The sequence below is a fragment of the Chitinimonas koreensis genome, from assembly GCF_014353015.1.
Classification (GTDB): Bacteria; Pseudomonadota; Gammaproteobacteria; order Burkholderiales; family Chitinimonadaceae; genus Chitinimonas; species Chitinimonas koreensis.
Map to the genome: position 1 here is coordinate 2,250,792 of NZ_CP060704.1, position 21,407 is coordinate 2,272,198.

Annotated in this window: 20 protein-coding genes; 18 read left to right on the forward strand and 2 right to left on the reverse strand. The window is 72.2% G+C overall.

Annotated features, from left to right (window positions below; translation table 11 throughout):
• Positions 1–59: 59 nt before the first annotated feature.
• Entirely contained in the window at positions 60–944 is an 885-nt protein-coding gene (gene galU / locus H9L41_RS09785) for a UTP--glucose-1-phosphate uridylyltransferase GalU (protein WP_028446761.1), read from the forward strand.
• Positions 941–1,384 (forward strand): GNAT family N-acetyltransferase, encoded by a 444-nt coding sequence (locus H9L41_RS09790; RefSeq protein ID WP_028446762.1) that lies wholly within the window; start codon positions 941–943, stop codon positions 1,382–1,384. Before galU ends, H9L41_RS09790 begins: the two co-directional genes overlap by 4 nt.
• Before the next feature lie 500 nt (positions 1,385–1,884).
• Here H9L41_RS09790 and H9L41_RS24550 read toward each other — a convergent pair whose 3' ends face one another.
• Positions 1,885–2,124 carry a hypothetical protein gene (locus H9L41_RS24550; RefSeq protein ID WP_265584087.1) on the reverse strand — a complete coding sequence of 80 codons (240 nt, stop codon included), beginning with the start codon at positions 2,122–2,124 and terminating at the stop codon, positions 1,885–1,887.
• A 71-nt stretch (positions 2,125–2,195) separates the two neighbouring features.
• Here H9L41_RS24550 and H9L41_RS09795 point away from each other — a divergent pair, with 71 nt between their 5' ends.
• The 15 genes from H9L41_RS09795 to H9L41_RS09865 all read left to right on the forward strand — a co-directional run bounded on the left by H9L41_RS09795 (position 2,196) and on the right by H9L41_RS09865 (position 15,566).
• The gene (locus tag H9L41_RS09795; RefSeq protein WP_265584035.1) at positions 2,196–2,717 is read left to right on the forward strand and encodes an S-methyl-5'-thioinosine phosphorylase; all 522 of its coding nucleotides are present in this window, start codon (positions 2,196–2,198) and stop codon (positions 2,715–2,717) included.
• Between the two features lie 275 nt (positions 2,718–2,992).
• Positions 2,993–3,508, forward strand: a complete 516-nt coding sequence (locus H9L41_RS09800) for a peptide deformylase (protein WP_308419634.1) — start codon at positions 2,993–2,995, stop codon at positions 3,506–3,508.
• 3 nt (positions 3,509–3,511) lie between these two features.
• Positions 3,512–4,987 (forward strand): tetratricopeptide repeat protein, encoded by a 1,476-nt coding sequence (locus tag H9L41_RS09805; RefSeq protein WP_051319116.1) that lies wholly within the window; start codon positions 3,512–3,514, stop codon positions 4,985–4,987.
• Positions 4,988–5,043: 56 nt separating this feature from the next.
• On the forward strand, positions 5,044–6,048 hold the full coding sequence (gene pseB / locus H9L41_RS09810; RefSeq protein WP_028446765.1) for a UDP-N-acetylglucosamine 4,6-dehydratase (inverting): 1,005 nt from the start codon (positions 5,044–5,046) through the stop codon (positions 6,046–6,048).
• 167 nt (positions 6,049–6,215) lie between these two features.
• Positions 6,216–7,388 carry a UDP-4-amino-4,6-dideoxy-N-acetyl-beta-L-altrosamine transaminase gene (gene pseC, locus H9L41_RS09815; protein ID WP_028446766.1) on the forward strand — a complete coding sequence of 391 codons (1,173 nt, stop codon included), beginning with the start codon at positions 6,216–6,218 and terminating at the stop codon, positions 7,386–7,388.
• A gap of 74 nt (positions 7,389–7,462) precedes the next feature.
• Positions 7,463–8,173, forward strand: a complete 711-nt coding sequence (gene pseF, locus H9L41_RS09820) for a pseudaminic acid cytidylyltransferase (RefSeq protein ID WP_028446767.1) — start codon at positions 7,463–7,465, stop codon at positions 8,171–8,173.
• Positions 8,170–9,231 (forward strand): UDP-2,4-diacetamido-2,4,6-trideoxy-beta-L-altropyranose hydrolase, encoded by a 1,062-nt coding sequence (gene pseG, locus H9L41_RS09825; RefSeq protein ID WP_028446768.1) that lies wholly within the window; start codon positions 8,170–8,172, stop codon positions 9,229–9,231. Before pseF ends, pseG begins: the two co-directional genes overlap by 4 nt.
• Position 9,232: 1 nt before the next feature.
• Positions 9,233–9,799, forward strand: a complete 567-nt coding sequence (gene pseH, locus H9L41_RS09830; protein WP_084300386.1) for a UDP-4-amino-4,6-dideoxy-N-acetyl-beta-L-altrosamine N-acetyltransferase — start codon at positions 9,233–9,235, stop codon at positions 9,797–9,799.
• 51 nt (positions 9,800–9,850) lie between these two features.
• Positions 9,851–10,903 (forward strand): pseudaminic acid synthase, encoded by a 1,053-nt coding sequence (gene pseI / locus H9L41_RS09835; RefSeq protein WP_028446770.1) that lies wholly within the window; start codon positions 9,851–9,853, stop codon positions 10,901–10,903.
• Positions 10,900–11,895: a Gfo/Idh/MocA family protein gene (locus H9L41_RS09840; protein ID WP_028446771.1), complete on the forward strand. Its 996-nt coding sequence runs from the start codon at positions 10,900–10,902 to the stop codon at positions 11,893–11,895. Before pseI ends, H9L41_RS09840 begins: the two co-directional genes overlap by 4 nt.
• Entirely contained in the window at positions 11,888–12,970 is a 1,083-nt protein-coding gene (locus H9L41_RS09845; RefSeq protein ID WP_028446772.1) for a glycosyltransferase family protein, read from the forward strand. Before H9L41_RS09840 ends, H9L41_RS09845 begins: the two co-directional genes overlap by 8 nt.
• Before the next feature lie 80 nt (positions 12,971–13,050).
• Entirely contained in the window at positions 13,051–13,341 is a 291-nt protein-coding gene (locus H9L41_RS09850) for a plasmid mobilization protein (protein ID WP_028446773.1), read from the forward strand.
• Positions 13,341–13,559 (forward strand): hypothetical protein, encoded by a 219-nt coding sequence (locus H9L41_RS09855; protein WP_028446774.1) that lies wholly within the window; start codon positions 13,341–13,343, stop codon positions 13,557–13,559. Before H9L41_RS09850 ends, H9L41_RS09855 begins: the two co-directional genes overlap by 1 nt.
• 142 nt (positions 13,560–13,701) lie before the next feature.
• On the forward strand, positions 13,702–15,000 hold the full coding sequence (locus H9L41_RS09860) for a DegT/DnrJ/EryC1/StrS family aminotransferase (protein WP_028446775.1): 1,299 nt from the start codon (positions 13,702–13,704) through the stop codon (positions 14,998–15,000).
• Entirely contained in the window at positions 14,997–15,566 is a 570-nt protein-coding gene (locus tag H9L41_RS09865) for a GNAT family N-acetyltransferase (RefSeq protein ID WP_028446776.1), read from the forward strand. The genes H9L41_RS09860 and H9L41_RS09865 overlap by 4 nt, the downstream gene beginning before the upstream one ends.
• Here the strand turns inward: H9L41_RS09865 and H9L41_RS09870 are convergent.
• Entirely contained in the window at positions 15,476–16,507 is a 1,032-nt protein-coding gene (locus H9L41_RS09870; protein WP_187523781.1) for a hypothetical protein, read from the reverse strand. The genes H9L41_RS09865 and H9L41_RS09870 overlap by 91 nt on opposite strands.
• 94 nt (positions 16,508–16,601) lie before the next feature.
• On the opposite strand from H9L41_RS09870, the gene H9L41_RS09875 reads away from it, so the two are divergent.
• Positions 16,602–21,332, forward strand: a complete 4,731-nt coding sequence (locus tag H9L41_RS09875) for a methyltransferase domain-containing protein (RefSeq protein ID WP_157462016.1) — start codon at positions 16,602–16,604, stop codon at positions 21,330–21,332.
• Positions 21,333–21,407: the final 75 nt, after the last annotated feature.

Below are 21,407 nucleotides of genomic sequence, written 5' to 3' on the forward strand. Positions count from 1 at the left end.
CGCTACCATCGCGCGCCTTTCGCAATCGAAGCCATTTCAAGATCCCGCGAGCCCAAGCCATGCAAAAAGTCACCAAGGCAGTCTTCCCCGTCGCCGGCCTCGGCACCCGCTTCCTGCCGGCCACCAAGGCCAGCCCGAAGGAGATGCTCAACGTCGTCGACAAGCCGCTGATCCAGTACGCGGTCGAGGAGGCGGTCGCCGCCGGCATCACCGACCTGATCTTCGTCACCGGCCGCAACAAGCGCGCGATCGAGGACCACTTCGACAAGGCCTACGAACTCGAGACCGAGCTCGAAGCCAAGGGCAAGAAGGCGCTGCTCGACGTCGTGCGCAACATCCTGCCGCGCAACGTGAGTTGCGCCTACATCCGCCAGCCCGAGGCGCTGGGCCTGGGCCATGCCGTGGCCTGCGCGCGGCCGCTGGTGGGGGACGAGCCGTTCGCGGTGATCCTGGCCGACGACCTGATCGACGCCGAGGTGCCGGTGATGCGGCAGATGGTCGACGTCTACGACAGCACCCAAAGCTCGGTGATCGGCGTGCAGGAAGTGCCGCGCTCGGAGACCGGTTCCTACGGCATCGTGGTGGCCGACGGCAACAGCGAGGGCTATCCCAAGCTCACCGGCATCGTCGAGAAGCCCAAGCCCGAGGAGGCGCCGTCGACGCTGGCGGTGGTCGGCCGCTACATCCTCAGCCCGCGCATCTTCCGCCACCTGGCCAAGGCCGCGCCGGGCAAGGGCGGCGAGATCCAGCTGACCGACGCGATCGCCGCGCTGCTGGAAGAGGAGCGGGTGCTGGCGCTGCCCTTCACCGGCACGCGCTACGACTGCGGCTCCAAGCTCGGCTACCTGCAGGCCACGCTGGCCTACGCGGCGCGCCACGCCGAGATCGGCGCCGATTTCCGCGCCTACCTGCAGCAGTTCTGCGAGACGGGGAAGCTGCCATGAACCTGCGCACCCTGCAGCCCGGCGAAGACCTGGACCAGGCTGCGCGCCTGTTCGACGCCTATCGCCAGTTCTACGGCCAGCCGAGCGACCTGACCGCGGTGCGCACCTGGCTCAACATGCGGCTGGCGGCCGGCCAGTCGGTGGTGATGCTGGCCGAGGAAGCGGGCAGGGCGGTCGGTTTCATGCAGCTCTACCCGACCTTCTGCTCGGTCGCGCTGGCGCCGATCTGGGTGCTGTACGACCTCTACGTGGCGCCCGAGGCCCGCGGCCTCGGCGTGGCCGACGCCCTGCTGCAGGCCGCCGCGCGCCATGGCCGCGAGCACGGCGCGGCCTACCTGCAGCTCAGTACCGCGCACGACAACGCGGTCGCCCAGGCGGTCTACCGCCGCAACGGCTGGCAGCACGACGAAGTGTTCAGAACGTATACGCTTGCTTTGTAGAACCGTCCGTTCAGGTCTGCCTGCTGCTCAGGCGCCCGGCAAAGCCGGGCGCTCGCCGTTTGTGCAGGCTGAACCGGCAGGCGCGTCCCTGCTTCATCCCAACTCCCCCGCCCTCGCCGCAGCGAGGGAGCCTCGCTGACGCTCGTCAGCGTCCATTTCGATCCTCCGCGCACCTCGGCGCGAGTCCCCGCTTTTGTAGGAGCGGCTTTAGCCGCGAATGGCCGAGGTGGGCGCGGCCGCGTTTCGCGGCTAAAGCCGCTCCTACCCAACCCCTCGAACCCCCTCGATTGCGGCGTCGGCAACCGGCATGAGCGCAGCGACATGCCTAGCCGCAGGCTCGACGGAGCGCGAACGAGCGTCAGCGAGGCTCCCTCGCGGCAGCGAGGGCGGGGGGAGTAGGGATGGATTAGGAAAAGCGCGCACGTCGGTCGAGCACTCTCGGATCGCGAGCACCCGGCTCCGCCGGGGGCCTGAACCGCCCGTTCAAATTTCCATCAAATTCAGCTCAAAGCCAGCGCGCTTGCCGGTTCCAGGGGTTTCGCGCCTACAATGGCAGCGACGACATTCATTACAAAGGGATAGGGCGCATGCTCGCCATCATCGGCGGAACCGGACTCACCCGGCTCAAGAACCTGCAGATCACCCACCGTCAAGTCATCCGCACGCCCTACGGCGAGCCTTCGGGCGCGCTGACTTTCGGCGAGATCAACGGCCACCAGGTGGTCTTTCTCGCCCGCCATGGCTACGGCCACACCATCCCCCGCATGAGATCAACTACCGCGCCAACATCTGGGCGCTGGCCGAGCAGAAGATCAAGCGGGTGGTCTCGGTCTGTACCGTCGGCGGCATCCGCGACGACCTGCCGCCGGGCGCGCTGGCGGTGCCGGACCAGATCATCGACTACACCTACGGCCGCAAGCACACCTTCTTCGAAGGCGGCGACAAGCCGGTCACCCACATCGACTTCACCGAGCCGTACTGCCCCAAGCTGCGCGCGCGCATCCTGCGGGCCGCCAAGCTCAGCCACCAGCCGATCGTCGACGGCGGCTGCTACGGCGCGACCCAGGGGCCTCGGCTGGAGACGGCGGCCGAGATCCGCCGCATCGCCCAGGACGGCGGCGACATGGTCGGCATGACCGGCATGCCCGAAGCCGCGCTGGCGCGCGAGGCGGGCCTCAGCTACGCCGCCGTCGCGGTGGTGTCGAACTGGGCGGCCGGCCGCGGCGACAGCGCCCACCAGGTCGACCTGGCCGCCGCCGAGGGCGTGTTCCACGAGGCGATCGAACACGTGCACCGCGTGCTTGAAGCGCTGGTCAAGGTCGACGGCGACTGAATGAACTCTCGACTGGCCTGTTCCAACGCACTGGTGAGCGTAAGCGGAGCCCCCTCTGGACCACCCCACGAGGTCTCCGACTTCGCGGGGGACCGCCGCCGGGGGACCGCCATCGGGGTCCGACGGCGGCGAGGGCGGCGAGGGCGGGGGGATGGATCAGCGAATCGATTGATTTGGCACGGATGGGTGGCACCCGGCTTCGCCGGGTGTTGAACTGAACGTTGGGCACCGGAAATATTCAGAGCTTCCACATGGCAATCAGACCGATCACGAGAATGGGTGACCCGCTGCTGCTGCGCGTGGCCGACCCGATCGAACCGGAGGAATTCGGTTCGGCCGAACTGCTGGCGCTGATCCAGGATCTCAAGGACACCATGGTGGCGCAGAACGGCGCCGGCATCGCCGCGCCGCAGATCGGGGTGTCCAAGCAATTGACCATCTTCGGCGGCTTTAAGAGCCCGCGCTACCCGGACGCCGAGCCGGTGCCCTTCACCATCCTGTGCAACCCGCTGCTGACGCCGATCGGCGAGCAGATGGAAGACGACTGGGAAGGCTGCCTGTCGGTGCCCGGCATGCGCGGCGTGGTGCCGCGCCACACCCAGCTGCGCTACCAGGGCTTCGACGAGCGCGGCCAGCCGATCGACCGCACGGTGTCGGGCTTTCACGCGCGGGTGGCGCAGCACGAGTGCGACCACCTGTTCGGCATCCTCTACCCGATGCGGATCCGCGACATGAGCCGCTTCGGCTTCACCGACGTGCTCTTCCCCAACCAGCTGCCGCCGGAGGACTGAACCATGAATCCCGCCTTCGATGCCGCCATCGCCGCCTACAACGAACGGCGCTGGCAGGACACCATCGGCCACGCCACGGCTGCGCTCAACGTCGAGCCGCACAATCTCGACGCGCTCGAAGTGTTCGGCCTCGCCTGGTTCCGCCTGGGCGAGGTGCGCAACGCCATCGAGGCGCTCGAGTACTGCCACCAGAAGGAACCGGACAATCCGCGCTACGCCAGCAACCTCGGCGAGCTCTACCGCGCCGCCGGCCGCTACGACGAATCGGTCGCCATGCTGTCGCGCGCGGCGCAGAACGCGCCCGACGCGCTCGAGGTGCTCGAACGCGCCGGCCTGACCTGCCTCGACCTGGGCGAGATCGACGGCGCGATCAAGGCGCTGGCCAAGGTCGCCGAGCTCAAGCCCGGCATCGCGGTCACCCACTTCAACCTGGCCGAGGCCTACCGCCGCGCCGGCCGCTACGGCGAGGCGGCGGCCGGCTACCGGCGCGCGCTGGCGCTCGATCCCGGGCTGCTGGAGGCGCAGCAGCAGCTGGCGCTGAGCCTGCTGGCGGACGGCGACTACCCGGCCGGCTGGCAGGCCTTCGAATGGCGGCTCGACCCGGCGCTCAGCGTGCAGCCGGACCTGGCCGAGCCGCGCTGGCAGGGCCAGATCGAGGCCGGCCGCAAGGTCTTCGTCTACAGCGACCAGGGCCTGGGCGACGCCATCCTGTTCGCCCGCTACCTGCCGCTGATCGCCGACCAGGGCGTGGCGCTGGTGGCGGAAGTGCCGGCGCCGCTGCTGAGCCTGTTCCGCGCCAGCTTCGCCGGCATCGAATTCGTCGCCGCCGGTGCCGAACGGCCGGCCTGCGACTGGCAGATCGCGCTGGGCAGCCTGCCCGGCCTGTTCGGCACCACCGTCGACAGCGTGCCCAACATCACGCCCTACCTGCGCGCCGGCGAGGCCCGGCTGGCGGCCTGGAAGGCCCGGCTCGACCCGTACCGCGACTCGATCCGCGTCGCGGTGCGCTGGGCCGGCAACCCCGATGCGGCCGGCGTGCGCCAGCGCGACTGCCCGATCGAGCGCTTCGCCGAACAGTTCGCCGACGTGCCGCACCTGACCTTCGTCAACCTGCAGCTCGACCGCCGCGACGAGTTCGCCACGCTGGCGCGCTACGGCCGCACGGTCGACCTGTGCGACGAGATCGCCGATTTCGAGGACACCGCCGCGCTGCTGGCCAACGTCGAGCTGGTGATCTCGGTCGACACCGCGGTGCTGAACCTGGCCGGCGCGCTCGACGTGCCGGCCTGGGGCCTCTTGCCGCACGCGCCCGAATGGCGCTGGCACGGCGTCGACCGGCGCTCGCGCTGGTACCCGGGCGTGGTGATCCATCCTCAGGCGCGCGTCGGCGACTGGACCGCATCGCTGGCGGCGACGCGGCACGCGCTGCTGGCCCACCTCAACGCGGCGCTGACGCCGGCGCCGGACGCGGCCCAGTAGGGCCGCCCGCGCGGTCGGCCCGATTCGGCAGGACCACTCAGACAGAGGACGGAGCGATGTTCGACAACAAGGCGATCCTGATCACCGGCGGCACCGGCTCGTTCGGCCGCAAGTTCATCCGCACGCTGCTGGCGAGCGAACGGCCGCCGCGCCGGGTGGTGGTGTTCTCGCGCGACGAGCTCAAGCAGTTCGAGATGCAGCAGGAATTCAACGCGCCGAGCATGCGCTACTTCCTCGGCGACGTGCGCGACGGTGACCGGCTGCGCCAAGCCATGCGCGGCATCGACTTCGTGGTGCACGCCGCCGCGCTCAAGCAGGTGCCGGCGGCCGAGTACAACCCGACCGAATGCATCCGCACCAACGTCTCGGGCGCCGAGAACGTGATCAACGCGGCGATCGAGAACGGCGTCGAGAAGGTGATCGCGCTGTCGACCGACAAGGCGGCCAGCCCGATCAACCTGTACGGCGCCACCAAGCTGCTGTCGGACAAGCTGTTCGTGGCCGCCAACAACATCGCCGGCGGTCAACGCACGCGCTTCGCCGTGGTGCGCTACGGCAACGTGGTCGGCTCGCGCGGCTCGGTGGTGCCGTTCTTCGAACGGCTGATCCGCGACGGCGCGACCGAGCTGCCGATCACCGACGCGCGCATGACGCGCTTCTGGATCACGCTGGAACAGGGCGTCGACTTCGTGCTGAAGAACTTCGTGCGCATGCGCGGCGGCGAGGTGTTCGTGCCCAAGATCCCGTCGATCCGCATCGTCGACCTGGCCTGCGCGATGGCGCCCGGCCTGCCGCACAAGCTGGTCGGCATCCGCCCCGGCGAGAAGCTGCACGAGCTGATGGTGCCGCTGGACGATGCGCGGATGACGCTGGAGTTCGCCGACCATTACGTGATCCAGCCGTCGGCGCGCTTCACCAACGTCGACGTCGACTTCGCGCTCGACGGCGCCGGCGAGCAGGGCCGGCCGGTGGGCGAGGAGTTCGAATACCGCTCGGACACCAATCCGCACTTCCTGGGGCTCGACGAGATCGCCGCGCTGAACAATCCGGACGTCCCGTGATGCGGAACCTGCAGTACAGGCGCCCGGCCGAGCCGGGCGCTCGCGGTCAGTGCGTGCCCGGACGGGCTCTCGCTGATCTGTCCCGACTCCTCCCGCCCTCGCCGCCCCGGGTCCCCGCAAAGTCGGAGACTTGACGGGGTGGGCCAGAGGGCGCTTTTGAGAATGCGATGATTCCCTACGGCCGCCAGCAGATCGACCAGGACGACATCGACGCGGTGGTGGCGGTGCTGCAGTCGGACTGGCTCACCCAGGGCCCGACCATCGGCCGCTTCGAGGCCGCGCTGGCGGCGCGCTGCGGCGCGGCCCACGGCGTGGCGGTGTGCAATGCCACCGCCGCGCTGCACCTCGCCTGCCTGGCCGCCGGCCTCGGTCCGGGCGACCGGCTGTGGACCAGCCCCAACACCTTCCTCGCCTCGGCCAACTGCGGCCGCTACTGCGGCGCCGAGGTCGATTTCGTCGACATCGACCCGGCCACCTGGAACATGGACGCGGACCTGCTGGAGGCCAAGCTCGAAGCCGCCGACCGGCTCGGCCGGCTGCCCCGCGTGGTGGTGCCGGTGGCCTTCTCCGGCCAGAGCTGCGACATGGCGCGCATCCACGCGCTGTCGCGCCGCTATGGCTTCAGCGTGATCGAGGACGCCTCGCACGCGGTCGGCGCCAGCTACCTGGGCCGGCCGGTCGGCTCGGGCGACCATGCCGACATGACGGTGTTCAGCTTCCACCCGGTCAAGATCGTCACCACCGGCGAGGGCGGCATGGTGCTGACCAACCGGCCCGAGCTGGCCGCGCGGCTCGAGCAGCTGCGCAGCCACGGCATGACGCGCGACCCGGCCCGCATGACCGAGCCGAGCCACGGCCCGTGGTACTACCAGCAGACCGAGCTCGGCTTCAACTACCGCATCACCGACCTGCAGGCCGCGCTGGGCCTGTCGCAGCTGGGCAAGCTCGACGCCTTCCTGGCCCGCCGCCGCGCGCTGGCGGCGCGCTACGACGCGCTGCTGGCCGATCTGCCGCTGACGCTGCCGACCCGCCAGCCCGGCGCCGAATCGGCCTGGCATCTCTACGTGGTGCGGCTGCGGCTGGGCGAGATCGGCCGCGGCCACCGCGAGGTGTTCGAGGCACTGCGCGCGTCCGGCATCGGCGTCAACCTGCACTACATCCCGGTCCACCTGCAGCCCTACTATCGCGCGCTGGGCTTCGCGCCCGGCGACTTCCCCGAGGCCGAGCGCTACTACGGCGAGGCGATCAGCCTGCCGCTGTACGCCGGCCTGACCGATGCCGAGCAGGACCAGGTGGTCGGCGCGCTGCACGCTGCGCTGCGCAAGGCGCCGGCAGCCTAGGCGCAAGGATCGCCGGCCCGGCCGGCGGTGTGTCCAATCCGGCCGCCATCGGCGGCCCAGCAGGCGGCAACCGCATGAGCAAGATCGCCCTGATTCCCGCGCGCGGCGGCAGCAAGCGCATCCCGCGCAAGAACGTCAAGCCGTTCCACGGCCTGCCGATGATCGCCCACTCGATCCGTGCCGCGCTGCGCTCGGGCCTGTTCGACCGGGTGGTGGTCAGTACCGAGGACGCCGAGATCGCGGCGGTGGCGCGCGCCCACGGCGCCGAGACGCCGTTCGAGCGGCCGCAGGCGCTCGCCGGCGACCATGCCGGCACGGTGCCGGTGATCCAGCACGCGATCGAGGCGCTGCGCCGCCAGGGCGATGCGCCCGAATACCTGTGCTGCCTCTACGCCACCGCGCCCTTCGTGCAGCCGGTCTATCTGCGCCAGGGCTTCGAGGCGCTGGCGGCGCGGCCCGACAAGTCCTACGCCTTCCCGGTCACCACCTTCGCCTTCCCGGTGCAGCGCGCGGTGCGCATCGACGCCGCCGGCTGCATCGACGCGCTCTACCCGGAATACCGCGACACCCGCTCGCAGGACCTGGAGGAGGCCTACCACGACGCCGGCCAGTTCTACTGGGGCCGCAGCGAGGCCTGGCTGCGCGGCGACGTGGTGTTCTCGCCGTGCGCGCTGCCGATCGTGCTGCCGCGCTACCTGGTGCAGGACATCGACACCGCCGAGGACTGGCAGCGCGCCGAGCTGATGTACGCCGCGCTGCTGCGCACCGGCGAGATCGACGGATGAGGCTGCTGTTCCGCGCCGACGCCTCGCGCCGGATCGGCAGCGGCCACGCGATGCGCTGCCTGACGCTGGCGCGCGCGCTGCGCGGCCAGGGCGCCGAGCCGTGCTTCGCCAGCCGCCTGCTCGACGGCCACCTGGGCGAGGCGATCGCCGCCGAATTCCCCTTCGTTCCCTTGCCGGCGACTTATCCGGGCGACGACCCGGCCGGCGCCGCCGAAGCCGCCATCGACGGGCAGGCCGACCTGGCCGCTCTGGCCGGGGCGCTCGACGGCCGCCGCTTCGATTGCTGCGTGGTCGACCACTACGGCCTCGACGCGCGCTGGGAGCGCGGGGCGCAGGCCTTCGCCGACCGGCTGATGGCGATCGACGACCTGGCCAACCGGCCGCACGCGGCGCGACTGCTGCTCGACCAGAACCTGACCGCCACGCCGGCCGCCTATGCCGGCCTGCTGCCGCCCGATTGCCGCAGCCTGCTCGGCCCTGGCTACGCCCTGCTGCGCGAGGAGTTCGCCGACGCCGGCGAGCGCGCCTTCGCCGCGCAGGCACGCCGCGTGCTCGTCAGCTTCGGCGGCGCCGATCCGACCGGCGAGACGCGCAAGGCGCTGCGCGCGCTGGCTACGCTGGACGGTCTCGAGGTCGAGGTGATCGCCGGTGCAGCCAACCCCGCCTTCGAGGCGATCGCGGCCGACTGCGCGGCGCACGGCTGGCGGCTGGAGCGGCAGGTGAACGACATGGCCGCGCGCATGCGCGCGGCCGAGATCTTCGTCGGCGCCGGCGGCGCGACCAGCTGGGAGCGCGCCGCGCTGGGCCTGCCGACGGTCTGCATCGCGGTAGCCGACAACCAGCGCGCCAACGCCGAGCTGCTGGCGGCACGCGGCGCGCAGGTCTACCTGGGCCCGGCCGATGCGGTCGACGAGGCCGCCATCGCGCAGGCGGTGGCGGAACTGGCCGCCGACCGCGGCCGCCGCGCCGCGATGGCGAGCGCCGCGCGGGCGCTGGTGGACGGGCAGGGCACGGCGCGCGTCTGCGCCGCGCTATGGGCGATGAACGGGGAGCATTGAAATGGGCAAGGCCAATGTCGACGAAGTGCGCTTCGAGCCGCTGACCGAGCAGCCGGCCGAGGTGATCGAGCGGATCCGCCAGCTGCGCAACGCCGAGGGCGTGCGCCGCTACATGTACAACGACCACCTGATCTCGGCCGAGGAGCACGCCGGCTGGATCGCCGGCCTGCAGGGCAATGCGCGCGAGCGGGTGATGGTGGTGCGCTACCACGGCGAAGTGGTCGGCCTGGTCGCGCTGCGCGCCATCCGCTGGCCCGACAAGGCCGCCGACTGGGCCTTCTACCTGAGCGAGGAGATGCAGGGCAAAGGCGTCGGCGGCGTGGTCGAATTCAAGCTGCTCGACCTCGCGCTGATCGAGCTGGGGCTGGAGAAGCTCAACTGCGAAGTGCTCGAGACCAATCCCAAGGTGATCGAGATGCACCAGAAATTCGGCTTCGTCGCCGAGGGCGTGCGTCGCGCCAACGTGGTCAAGGACGGTGGCCGGCTCGACGTGCACCTGCTCGGCATCACCGCCGGCGAATGGCAGGCCGCGCGGCCGCGCTTCGCCAAGCTGTTCGGCGCCGGCTGACGCGCCGGCCTTTTCCGAGTCCAAAGAATCGAGTCTCACCGGAGCATCGCCATGCCCAGCTTCCACATCGGCCCCCGCCCCATCGGCCAGGACGCGCCCCCGTTCGTGATCGCCGAGATGAGCGGCAACCACAACCAGTCGCTCGACCGCGCGCTGGCCATCGTCGAGGCGGCGGCCCGCAGCGGCGCGCATGCGCTCAAGCTGCAGACCTATACCGCCGACACCATGACGCTCGACCTCGACGAGGGCGAGTTCCACATCGGCGACCCGGCCAGCCTGTGGGCCGGCACCTCGCTGTACAAGCTCTACCAGGAGGCCTACACGCCGTGGGAATGGCATGCGCCGATCTTCGCGCGCGCCGCCGAGCTCGGCATGCTGGCCTTCTCCACCCCGTTCGACGAGAGCGCGGTCGACTTCCTCGAAACGCTCGGCGTGCCGGCCTACAAGATCGCCAGCTTCGAGAACACCGACCTGCCGCTGATCCGCAAGGTGGCCGCCACCGGCAAGCCGATGATCATCTCGACCGGCATGGCCACGGTGGCCGAGCTCGACGAGAGCGTGCGCGCCGCGCGCGCCGCCGGCTGCCGCGACCTGGTGCTGCTCAAGTGCACCAGCACCTATCCGGCCTCGCCCGAGAACACCCACCTGCGCACCATTCCGCACCTGCGCGAGCTGTTCGGCTGCGAGGTCGGGCTGTCGGACCACACCATGGGCGTCGGCGCCGCGGTGGCGGCGGTGGCGCTCGGCGCCACGGTGGTGGAGAAGCACTTCACCCTGCGCCGCGCCGACGGCGGCGTCGATTCGACCTTCTCGCTCGAGCCCGAGGAGATGGCCAGCCTGGTGACCGAGACCGGCCGCGCCTGGCAGGCGCTGGGCCAGGTGCGCTACGGCGCCACCGCGGCCGAGCAGAAATCGCTGGTCTATCGCCGCTCGCTCTACGTGGTGCGCGACATGGCCGCGGGCGAGGCCTTCGGCCCCGACAACGTGCGGGCGATCCGGCCGGGCCTCGGCCTCGCGCCCAAGCATCTCGAACTGGTGCTCGGCCGCCGCGCGCGCACCGCGCTCAAGCGCGGCACGCCGCTGAGCTGGGATTGCCTGGCATGACGCTGACTGCGGCGGTGATCGGCTGCGGCCGCATCGGCGCCGGCTTCGCCGCCGCCTCGGCGCGCGTCGGCGTGGCCAGCCATGCGGCGGCCTATGCCGCGACCGCCGGGGTGCAACTGGTTGGCTTGTCCGATCCGTCGGCGCCGGCGCGCGGCGAGGCGGCCGCGCGCTTCGGCGTGCCGGCCTGGGCCGACCATCGCGAGATGCTGGCGGCCGTGCGGCCGGCGCTGGTCAGCGTGGCTTCGCCCGACGCCACCCATGCGCAGGTGCTGGCCGAAGTGCTCGACGCGCCCGGCGTGCGCGGCGTGCTGGCCGAGAAGCCGCTGGCCGCCACGCCGGCCGAAGCTGCGGCGCTGGTGGCGCAGGCGCGCGCGCGCGGCGTCGTGCTGGCGGTCAATTACGGCCGCCGCTATTCGGCGCCGATGCAGGCGCTGGCGGCGCGGCTGCGCGGCGGCGAATTCGGCCGGCTGCGCGCGCTGACCGGCCATTACACCAAGGGCGTGGCCCACAACGGCAGCCACTGGTTCGACTGGGCCCGGCTGCTGGCCGGCGAGATCGCGCGGGTGCAGGCCTTCGACGACGGCATGCCGGCTTTCGAGGGCGACCCGACGCCATCGCTGCGGCTGGAATTCGCCGGCGGCTGCGGCGGTTGGCTGCAGGCGCTGTCGTTCGAGGACTACGCGCCGTTCGAGCTCGACCTGTTGACCGAGCGGGCGCGGCTGCGCTTCGGCGAATCGGGCCATGTGGTCGAGATTTCGGCCACCGGCGCCAGCCCCGACTATCCCGGTTACCGGCAACTGTTGCCGCTCGAGCGGCAGGACGGCCTGCTGACCGACGTGCTGCTGCACGCGGTGGCCGACCTGGCCGCGGCGGTGGCCGGCGGCCGGCCGCCGCTGTGCAGCGGCGCGGACGGCCTGGCCGCGCTGCGGGTGGCCGCGGCGGCGGTCGACAGCCTGGACCGCGGCGCCGCGGTCGAGGTGGAAGGTGACTGAAGCCGCCGTGCTGGCCGTGGCCGGCGACCCGGGCGGCGCCAATGCGCTGGCGCCGGTGCTGGACTGGCTGCAGGGGCAGGGCGTGCGGCTGCATTGCGCCGGCTACCGCCAGGCGCCGGCGCTGTGGACCGCGCGCGGCCTGGCGGTCGAGACGCTGGCCGAGGCCGGCTTCGACCCGGCCGCCTGGCTGGTCGCCCGGCGGCGCGAGCAGGGTGCCGCGCTGCTGCTGACCACCACCTCGGCCAACGGGCTCGACTACGAGCGCGCGCTGTGGGACGCGGCGCGGGCGGACGGCCTGCCCAGCCTGGCGCTGCTCGACTTCTGGTCCAACTACCCCTTGCGTTTCCGCGATCCGGCCGGCGCCTGGCACTGGCCCGACTGCATCGCCGCCATGGACCAGGCCAGCGCCGAGGCGCTGCGTGCGCTCGGCGCGCCGCAGGCGGCGGCGACCGGCCAGCCCGCGCTCGACCGGCTGGCCGCATTGCGCGCCGGCTTCGACCCGGCGCGGCGCGCTGCGCTGCGGCAGCAGGCCGGCGCGGCCGGCACCGCGCTGCTGTATGCCTCGCAGCCGCTGGCCGAGCTGCACGGCGGCGAAGCGGCGGCGCGCGCGGCGCTCGGCTTTTCGGAACGGGATGCCTGGCGCGACCTGGCCGCGCAGTTCGACGCCATGCCGGCGCCGCCGACGGTATGGCTGCGGCCGCATCCGCGCGAGCGCGCCGACGACTGGCGGGCCGAAGCCGCGCGCCATCCCTGGGCCCGCCTGCTCGAAGGCGGCGACAGCCATGAATGGGCGCTGGCGGCCGACGGCGTGCTCGGCATGGGTTCGATGCTGCTGCTCGAGGCCTGCCTGCTCGGCCGGCCGGTGCTCAGCTACCAGCCGGGCCTGCCGGGCGAGGACGCGCTGCCGTCCAACCGGCTCGGCTGGAGCCGGGCGGTGTATCGGCGCGACCAACTGGCCGCGGCCTTGTCCGACTGGCTGGCACGGCTGCCGGCGCCGCAGCTGGCGCCGCCCGACGGACTGGCGGCCGAGCGGGTCGGCCGGCTGGCGCTGCGCCTCGGCGGCATGGCCGTCTGAAACGACAGGCGCGCACCCCTTGCGGCGGCGGTCGTTTGCCCTATAGTGGACATGTGCAGCACATGTGCAGGAGAACTAGCATGGCAACCGCAACCGAACGCATCCCGGTCCTGGTCACCGCCCAGGAGAAGCAGCGCATCGCCAGCCTGGCCAAGGCCTCGGGCGTGTCGATGGGCGAATACCTGCGCCGCGCCGCCGACCGCTACGCGCCGGCCGAGGAAGAGGCGCTGCTGGACGGCATGATCGACCAGGTGGTCAAGGCCACCGAGCAGGCCGGCGCCGCGATCGACGAGGCGCTGCGCTTCGTCGACGAATCGGACCGCCGCATCGCCGCGCTCGAAGCCGCGCCCGCCGCCCGGAAGGCCGCCTGATGAGCATCGCCGACAAGATGTGGGACGCGCTGGCGACCGTGATCAAGATGAACGACAAGGTCGAGCGCATGGCCGGCGCGATGAAGCACCAGCAGACGCGGATCGAGCAGCTGACCGAGCGGGTGATCCGGCTCGAGGCGATGCTCGAGATCGCGCTGGCGCAGCAGGGCGTGCGCGCGCCGCAGCCGCCGCGCCAGCAGCTCGAGGACCGGCCCTGAATGGACCTGGACAACCGACCGGTAGGAGCGGCTTCAGCCGCGAATGGGCATTCGTGCGAGCCTGGCCGGCTCGCGGCCGAAGCCGCTCCTACCGGAGCATGCGGGCCGTTGGCGGCTGCGCGGACACGCTAGAGGAGCGAAGATGGAACGATTGGCGCTATTGGGCGGCCAGCCGGTGCGCAGCGCACCGCTGCCGCAGTACCGGACGATCGGCGAGGAGGAGAAGCAGGCCGTCATGGCGGTGCTCGACAGCGGCGTGCTGTCGCAATTCCTCGGCACCTGGTCGATGGATTTCTACGGCGGCCAGCGCGTTCAGGCGCTCGAACGCGCCTGGGAGGCCTTCTTCGGCACCGCCCACGCGGTCAGCCTCAACTCGGCCACCTCGGGCCTGTTCGCCGCGGTCGGCGCGGCCGGCGTCGGCCCCGGCGACGAGGTCATCGTCTCGCCCTACACCATGAGCGCCTCGGCAGTGGCGGCGGTGGTCTACGGCGGCATCCCGGTGTTCGCCGACATCGATCCCGACCACTTCTGCCTGACGCCCGCCACCATCCGGCCGCTGATCACGCCGCGCACGCGGGCGATCATCGTGGTCGACCTGTTCGGCTACCCGGCCGACATCCCGGCCATCGTGGCGCTGGCGCGCGAGCACGGCATCGTGGTGATCGAGGACAACGCCCAAGGCCCCGGCGCGCGGCGCGACGGCCGCTACGCCGGCAGCCGGGCCGACATGGCGGTGTTCAGCCTCAACTACCACAAGACCATCCACTCGGGCGAAGGCGGCGTGGTCACCACCGACGACGCGCGGCTGGCCGAGCGGCTGCAGCTGATCCGCAACCACGCCGAGGTGGTGGTGCAGCAGAAGTCGCCCGACATCGCGGCCGAGGAGCTGGTCAACCTGGTCGGCTACAACTACCGCATGACCGAGATCGAGGCCGCCATCGCCGCCGAGCAGCTGAAGAAGCTGCCGGCGCTGGTGGCCGCCCGCCAGGCCAACGCGGCGCGGCTGGCGGCGGCGATCGAGGGCCTGCCGGGGCTGACGCCGCCGCGGCCCGGGGCGGAGGTCGAGCACGGCTGGTACGTGTTCCCGTTCAAGTACGACGCGGCCGCCACCGGCGTGCCGCGCGCAAAGGTGGCCGCTGCGCTGCGGGCCGAGGGCTTCCCGGTCGGCGAGGGCTACGTCAAGCCGCTCTACACCCAGCCGATCTACCGCAAGGGCATCGCCCTCGGCCGCGACGGCTTCCCGTTCGCCCAGGCGCGCGCGGCCGGCACGCTGCCCGACTACGGCTCGGCGCTGTGCCCGGTGACCGAGCGCATGCATGCCGCCGAACTGCTGACCGGCGACTTCTGCCACGCCGGCTGGAGTACGGCCGACCTCGACCAGCTGATCGCCGCCTTCCGCAAGGTGTTCGGCCAGCTCGACGCGCTGCGGGAGGCCGCATGAGCCTGCCGCCGCTCCTGACCGGGCCGCGGCTGGCGCTGCGCGCGCTGTGCCCGGCCGACGCCGACGGCCCCTACCCGGGCTGGCTCAACGACGGCCAGGTCTGCGCCGGCAATTCGCACGGCGTCTGGCCCTACGGCCGCGAGCAGGCGCGTGACTTCATCGCCCGCGCCGCGACCGCGCGCGACGCGCTGACGCTGGCGATCACGCTGCGCAGCGACGGCCGTCACGTCGGCAACGTCGGCCTGCAGGGCATCCATCCGATCTACCGCAGCGCCGAGTTCGCCATCCTGCTCGGCGACCGCGCCGCCTGGGGCCAGGGCTACGGCCTGGAGGCCGCCCGGCTGATCGTGGCGCACGGCTTCGCCGCGCTCAACCTGCACCGCATCCACTGCGGCACCTTCGCCGACAACGCCGGCATGCTCGCGCTGGCGGCGCGGCTCGGCATGCGCGAGGAGGGCCGCCGCGTCGAGGCCGCCTACAAGAACGGCCGTTTCGTCGACGTGATCGAATTCGGCCTGCTGCGCGACCAGTTCGTCGCGTCCGCAGCCGCAACGGGGAATTCCTGATGAGCGCACACGCATCCCTGCCGGCCGAAAGGCCGGTGTTGGCCGAAAGGCCGGCGTCGGCCGACAGCCTCGCCGACCTGCTGGCCCTGCTCGACGGCCGGCGGCCGCCGCTGGCCCGCCAGCTCGCGATCCTGGCGATCGAGCGGGCCTGCCAAGGCCGGCCGCTCCGCCACGCCGATCCTGACGCCGATCCCGCCGCCACGGCGCCGGTCGCCGCCGGCGAATGCCTGGCGCTGGCCAGCAGCGCGGCCGACTGGCCCGAGCGGCTGGCCCGGCTCGACCCGCAGCTGGAAGCGGGCGCCTGGCTGCTGTTCGAGCTGGCCGCGCCGGACGACGGCGCCGACCGCCGCAGCACCGAGCTGGCCTGGTGGGCCGACCGCCACGGCTACCGGGTGATCGCGGCCACGCCGTTCGATGGCGTCGGCAGCGGTGCCGCCAACCGCTGGCTCGGCGCGCTCGGCCAGCGCCATGCCTGGCAGCGGCTGCTGGGCTGGGCGATGGCCGATGCGCGGCTGGCCGACTTCATCGGCTGGCTCGAACGCGAGCTGGTCTGGCCGATGCCGATCGAGGCGACCGGCCGTTGCCTGGCGGTGCTGCAGAAGGGCGCCGACCGTGCCGCCAACGCCGACTGGCTGGCGCGCCAGCAGGCGAGGGCGGCCGACCTGGCCGCCGGCCTGCCGGCCGCGCTGCCGCCGGCCTTCGGCGAGGAACAATGGGCGGTGCTCGACGCCGCGCTGGCGCGGGTGCGCAACGCCAGCCTGTTCGACCAGCTGCTCGGCGCGCTGCGCGCGCGCTGGCCCGGCTTCGACGCCGCGCCGTGGCTGTCGCCGGCGGCGCAGGCCCTGCTCGACCACTGGGACGCGCAGGCAGCGCTCGACGACGAGGCGCTGCGGATCGCCGCCGACTGGTACCGCGGCGGCGAATTCGCGGCGGCCTTCCATGCGCGCGAAGTGCCGCTCGGGCCGGGCTTCGAATACAACATGGTGCGCGGCCTGCTGGTCGAGTACCTGGACGCCTTCGGCGGGAGATGCAGCAATGAGGCAGGGGGCGATCGTTTCGCTGTTGTGGCCGCGCTATCACGGCGCGCTCGAGGCGCTGTGCCGGCGCGAGCCGGGCCTGGTGGTGCTGGCGCCCGACTTCTGCCACGACGCCACGCTGGCCGCCCGGATCGAGGCGGCCGGCGGCAAGCTCGGCCGGCTCGAGGGCGTGCTCGACGAGCAGGCGCGCGAGCGGGCGCGGCACGAGACCGACCACGTGCTCGGCAAGGTCGGGGAATACCTGGCCTCGCCGGCCTGGGCGGCGCAGCGCGAGCAGCTCGGCCTCGACGCCGCCCGCTTCGTGCCGCTGGCGCAGTCGCGGGTGGCGGCCGAGCTCGGCGGCCAGCTGCAGCTGATCGACGCGCTGGAGATGGCGGCGACGCTGTTCGACCTGCGCCTGCTGGTGCTCAGCGAGGACGTCACGCTGCTGTCCAAGACCGCCGTGCTGTGGGCGCGCCAGCGCCAGCTGCCGAGCCTGCAGCTGATGCACGGCGTGGCGCTGAGCCGGCCCTACACGGTGCACGGCGCGCTGCATGCCGACCAGCTGGCGGTCTACGGCGAGCGCGGGCTGGAGAGCTATCTCGACATCGGCGTCGAGCCCGAGCGCTGCCACGTGACCGGCAACCCGGCCTGGGACCGCTATGCCGATCCCGCCGAAACCCGCGAGGAACGCCGCGCCCGGCTGGCGGCGCGCTACGGCCTCGACCCGGCCAAGCCCTGGCTGGTGCATGCCACCACCTGGTCGGCGCGGCTGACCGCGCTCAACGACCGGCAGGCCTTCTCGATCGGCCTGCGCGATTTCGTCGCCGCGGTGGCCGTATTGCACCGCGCCGGCGTCGACGCCGAATTCGTGGTCAAGGACCGGCCCGGCACCCATGCCGATCCGCAGGCCGAGCTGGCCCGCTTCACGGCCGGCTGCGGCCTGCCGGCCGGCACGCTGCACTACAGCATCAGCGACGCCGAGGACTGGGTGGTCGCCGCCGACGTGCTGGTCGGCGTCGATTCGAACATGCAGGTCGAGGCGATGCAGGCCGGCACGCCGGTGATCAATATGCTGACCGCCTGCGGCACCCGGCTCGGGCCGAGCTTCGACGCCGACAGCGGCGTGCTCGAGGTCGACGCCGCCGAGCTGCCGGCCGTGCTGGCGCGGCTGGTGGCCGAGCCGGCGCTGCGCGAGCGGCTCGCGGTGGCGCTGCGGGCCGCCGCGCCGCGCTACAACATCGGCTGCGACGGCCAGGCCGGCGAGCGCGTCGGCCAACTGATGCGCCGGCTGCTGCGGCCGGCGGCGCCCAAGCTCTACGTCTGGCAGCAATACCTCGACGTCGAGGAGATCGACGCCACCGGCTACCACGCCGGCGCGCGCGCCGACCTGGTCGAGATGTTCAGCAACAATCCCAAGCTGGTGCTCGACATCGGCTGCGCCTCGGGCGGCACCGGCGAGCTGCTCAAGCGCAAGTTCCCCGAATGCCAGGTGTGGGGCGTCGAGACCAACCGGGCGGCGGCCCGGATCGCCGCCGGCCGGCTCGACCGCGTGCTGGTCGGCATGTTCGAGGACTTCGACCTGGAGAAGGAGGGCATCGCCAAGGGTTCGCTCGACGGCGTGATCCTGGCCGACGTGCTCGAGCACATGTACAACCCGTGGGCGGTGATGACGGCGCTGCAGCCCTACCTGTCGACCGCGGCCCAGGTGATCGTCAGCATCCCCAACGTGCGCAACCTCAAGCTGATGGAGGACCTGGCGGCCGGCTTCTGGCGCTACGACGCCGCCGGCCTGCTCGACATCACCCACATCCGCTTCTTCACGCTCAAGGAATTCCGCCGCTTCCTGCACGAGACCGGCTTCCATGTGAACTTCATGCACTACGGCATCGACCAGCGCCTGGCGGCGTTCTTCGAGGCCAACAAGGGCCACGACAAGCTCGACATCGAGCTCGGCCGCATGAAGCTGGCCGGCGTCGGCCGGGAAGAGCTGATGGAGCTGTGCTCGCTGCAGTTCTACATCAACGCCGGCGTCGGCGCGCTGGGCGAGGACGTGCGCGCCTACCATGCCGACGACCCGTACGCCGACTACCTCAAGCGCTGCCGCCTGACCGAGCCCGAGGCGCGCCAGTACGACCTGCTGATCGAAAGCTGGCCGCAGCCGCCGCGCATCGCGCTGGCGGTCTACCTGCCGGCCGGCGCCGAATCGCGGCTGGCCGCCACGGTGCAGAGCCTCGGCGCCCAGCTCTACCAGCACATCGCCATCTGGGTGCTGTCGCCGCAGCCGCTGCCGGCCGGGGTGCCGGTCGGCGAGCGCTTCCACTGGCTCACCGTCAACGGCCCGCTGGCCACCGGCCTCGCCACCATCGCCGGCCGCAGCGACGCCGACTGGATCGGCTGGATCAACGCCGGCGACCAGCTCGAAGGCCAGGCGCTGCTGCGGGTGGCCGAGGCGGCCCGGCGCAATCCGGACTGGCGCTTCGTCTACACCGACGAGGACACGCTGCTGGCCGAGGGCGCCTGCGGCGACGCGGTGTTCAAGCCCGATTTCGATCCCAACTACCTGCTGTCGATGCCCTATATCGGCGGCCTGGCGCTGGTGCGGCGCGATGCGCTGCTGGCGCTCGGCGGCGTACCGGCCGAGCTGGCCGGCGCCGAGTACGTCGACCTGGCGCTGCGCACCTGGCAGCGCTGGGGCGTCCAGGCGGTCGGCCACCTGCCGTCGGTGCTCTACCACCGCCATCCCGAGGCGATCCTGCCGCTGGCCGAGCAGGTCGCGGCCGCCCGCCGCGCCGGTGCCAACGCGCTGGCCCGCGCCGGCCTGCCGGCCCGGCTCGAGCCCGGCTGGCGGCCCGGCAGCTTCCGCTGGCAGTGGGACGGCCCGGCGGCCGGCCTGGTGTCGCTGCTGATCCCGGTGCGCGACGACCTGCCGCGGCTGCAGCGCTGCATCGAAGGCCTGTTCGCCCACACCCGCTACCCCGAGTTCGAGATCCTGCTGCTCGACAGCGGCAGCACCGACGCGGCGGTGATGGCCTTCCTGCAGGGGCTGGACGCGATGGGCGATCCGCGCCTCAGGGTGTTCCGCTACGCCGAGCCGGCGCCCTTGCCGGTGCTCTACAACCTGCTGGCGCGCGAGGCGCGCGGCGGCTTGCTGGGGCTGATGCACTTCGACTGCACGCCGCTCGACGCCGGCTGGCTCGACGGCCTGGTCGGCGAGCTGCAGCGGCCCGGCATCGCCGCCGCGGCGCCGCGCCTCCTGGACGGCCAGGGCAAGCTGCAGGGCGGCGGGCTGATCCTCGGCATCGACGGCGGCCATGCGCCTGCCTTCGCCGGCCTGTCGCACGACGATGCCGGTCCGCTCGGCCGCGCCCATGTCGCCCAGCGCTTCTCGGCGGTCGGCGGCGGCATGCTGCTGCTGCGGCGCGACCGCTTCGAGCGGCTCGGCGGCTTCGACGCCGCGCTCGGCGTCGCGGCCGAGGTCGATTTCCAGCTGCGGCTGGGCGAGACCGGCGAGGGCGTGCTGTGGACGCCGTTCGTCAGCCTGATGTGCGAAGGCGTGGCGGCGCGGCTGGACTGGACCGGCAGCGGCCAGCCGCTCCCCGGCGCCAAGGTCGGCATCGAGGACCGCGCCGCGGTCGAGCCGCTGCTGGAGCGCTGGCTGCCGAGCTATGCCGCCGATCCGGCCTACAACCCGAACTTCGTCAGCGTCGGCCAGCCGTTCGCGGTCGAGCACCGGCCGGTGCTGCAGCACCCGGTGCTCGGCTGGAAGCCGCTGCCGCGCGTGATGGTGCATCCGGCCGACGCCACCGGCTGCGGCCACTACCGCATCATCCAGCCGGCCAGCGCGATGGCGCGCGCCGGCCTGGCCGAGACGCTGATCAGCTACGACCTGCTGCACCCGGGCGAGCGCCGCCGGCTCGACGCCGACAGCGTGGTCTACCAGCGCCAGATCTACGAGCACCAGGTGCGCCGCATGCAGGAGACGCGCCGCTTCGTCGACCCGTTCATGGTCTACGAGCTCGACGACCTGGTCACCAACGTGCCGGTCAAGAGCCTGCACCGCAACGAGATGCCGGCCGAGATGGGCCGCTGCCTGCGCGAGGCGATCGCCCTGTGCGACCGCTTCGTGGTTTCGACCGAGCCGCTGGCGCAGGCCATGCGCGACTATCACGACGACATCCGGGTGATGCCCAACCGCATCGACGGCTCGCGCTGGCTCGACCTGGCGCCGCTGCGGCGGCAGGGCGGCAAGCCGCGCATCGGCTGGGCCGGCGGGGTCAGCCATACCGGCGACCTCGAGCTGATCGCCGACGTGGTCAAGGAACTGGCCGACGAGGTCGAGTGGGTGTTCCTCGGCATGTGCCCCGAGGCCCTGCGCGCCTATGTCGCCGACTTCCAGCCCGGGGTGCCGATCGACAAGTACCCGGCCAAGCTCGCCGGCCTGGGGCTGGACCTGGCGCTGGCGCCGCTGGAGATCAACGCTTTCAACGAGGCCAAGTCCAATCTCAAGCTGCTCGAATACGGCGTGCTCGGCTACCCGGTGATCTGCACCGACATCGTGCCCTACCAGTGCAGCCTGCCGGTCACCCGGGTGAAGAACCGCTTCCGCGACTGGACCGGCGCGATCCGCGAGCACCTGGCCGACCGCGCCGAGCTGGCCCGCCGCGGCGATGCGCTGCGCGAGGCGGTGATCCGCGACTGGCTGCTGGAGAACCATCTGGAGGCCTGGCTGGCGGCGTGGACGCGCTGACGGACGGGAACGGCGCAGGAGGGACAGGAGCGGCTCCAGCCGCGAATGGCGAGGGTGGGAGCCCCGGCCGTTCGC

Coding starts and splice junctions, on each gene's coding strand:
- galU (WP_028446761.1), top strand. CDS start 60: ATGCAAAAAGTCACCAAGGCAGTCTTCCCCGTCGCCGGCCTCGGCACC.
- H9L41_RS09790 (WP_028446762.1), top strand. CDS start 941: ATGAACCTGCGCACCCTGCAGCCCGGCGAAGACCTGGACCAGGCTGCG.
- H9L41_RS24550 (WP_265584087.1), bottom strand. CDS start 2,124: ATGGCGGGCGAGAAAGACCACCTGGTGGCCGTTGATCTCGCCGAAAGT.
- H9L41_RS09800 (WP_308419634.1), top strand. CDS start 2,993: ATGGGTGACCCGCTGCTGCTGCGCGTGGCCGACCCGATCGAACCGGAG.
- H9L41_RS09805 (WP_051319116.1), top strand. CDS start 3,512: ATGAATCCCGCCTTCGATGCCGCCATCGCCGCCTACAACGAACGGCGC.
- pseB (WP_028446765.1), top strand. CDS start 5,044: ATGTTCGACAACAAGGCGATCCTGATCACCGGCGGCACCGGCTCGTTC.
- pseC (WP_028446766.1), top strand. CDS start 6,216: ATGATTCCCTACGGCCGCCAGCAGATCGACCAGGACGACATCGACGCG.
- pseF (WP_028446767.1), top strand. CDS start 7,463: ATGAGCAAGATCGCCCTGATTCCCGCGCGCGGCGGCAGCAAGCGCATC.
- pseG (WP_028446768.1), top strand. CDS start 8,170: ATGAGGCTGCTGTTCCGCGCCGACGCCTCGCGCCGGATCGGCAGCGGC.
- pseH (WP_084300386.1), top strand. CDS start 9,233: ATGGGCAAGGCCAATGTCGACGAAGTGCGCTTCGAGCCGCTGACCGAG.
- pseI (WP_028446770.1), top strand. CDS start 9,851: ATGCCCAGCTTCCACATCGGCCCCCGCCCCATCGGCCAGGACGCGCCC.
- H9L41_RS09840 (WP_028446771.1), top strand. CDS start 10,900: ATGACGCTGACTGCGGCGGTGATCGGCTGCGGCCGCATCGGCGCCGGC.
- H9L41_RS09850 (WP_028446773.1), top strand. CDS start 13,051: ATGGCAACCGCAACCGAACGCATCCCGGTCCTGGTCACCGCCCAGGAG.
- H9L41_RS09855 (WP_028446774.1), top strand. CDS start 13,341: ATGAGCATCGCCGACAAGATGTGGGACGCGCTGGCGACCGTGATCAAG.
- H9L41_RS09860 (WP_028446775.1), top strand. CDS start 13,702: ATGGAACGATTGGCGCTATTGGGCGGCCAGCCGGTGCGCAGCGCACCG.
- H9L41_RS09865 (WP_028446776.1), top strand. CDS start 14,997: ATGAGCCTGCCGCCGCTCCTGACCGGGCCGCGGCTGGCGCTGCGCGCG.
- H9L41_RS09870 (WP_187523781.1), bottom strand. CDS start 16,507: ATGGAAGGCCGCCGCGAATTCGCCGCCGCGGTACCAGTCGGCGGCGAT.
- H9L41_RS09875 (WP_157462016.1), top strand. CDS start 16,602: ATGAGGCAGGGGGCGATCGTTTCGCTGTTGTGGCCGCGCTATCACGGC.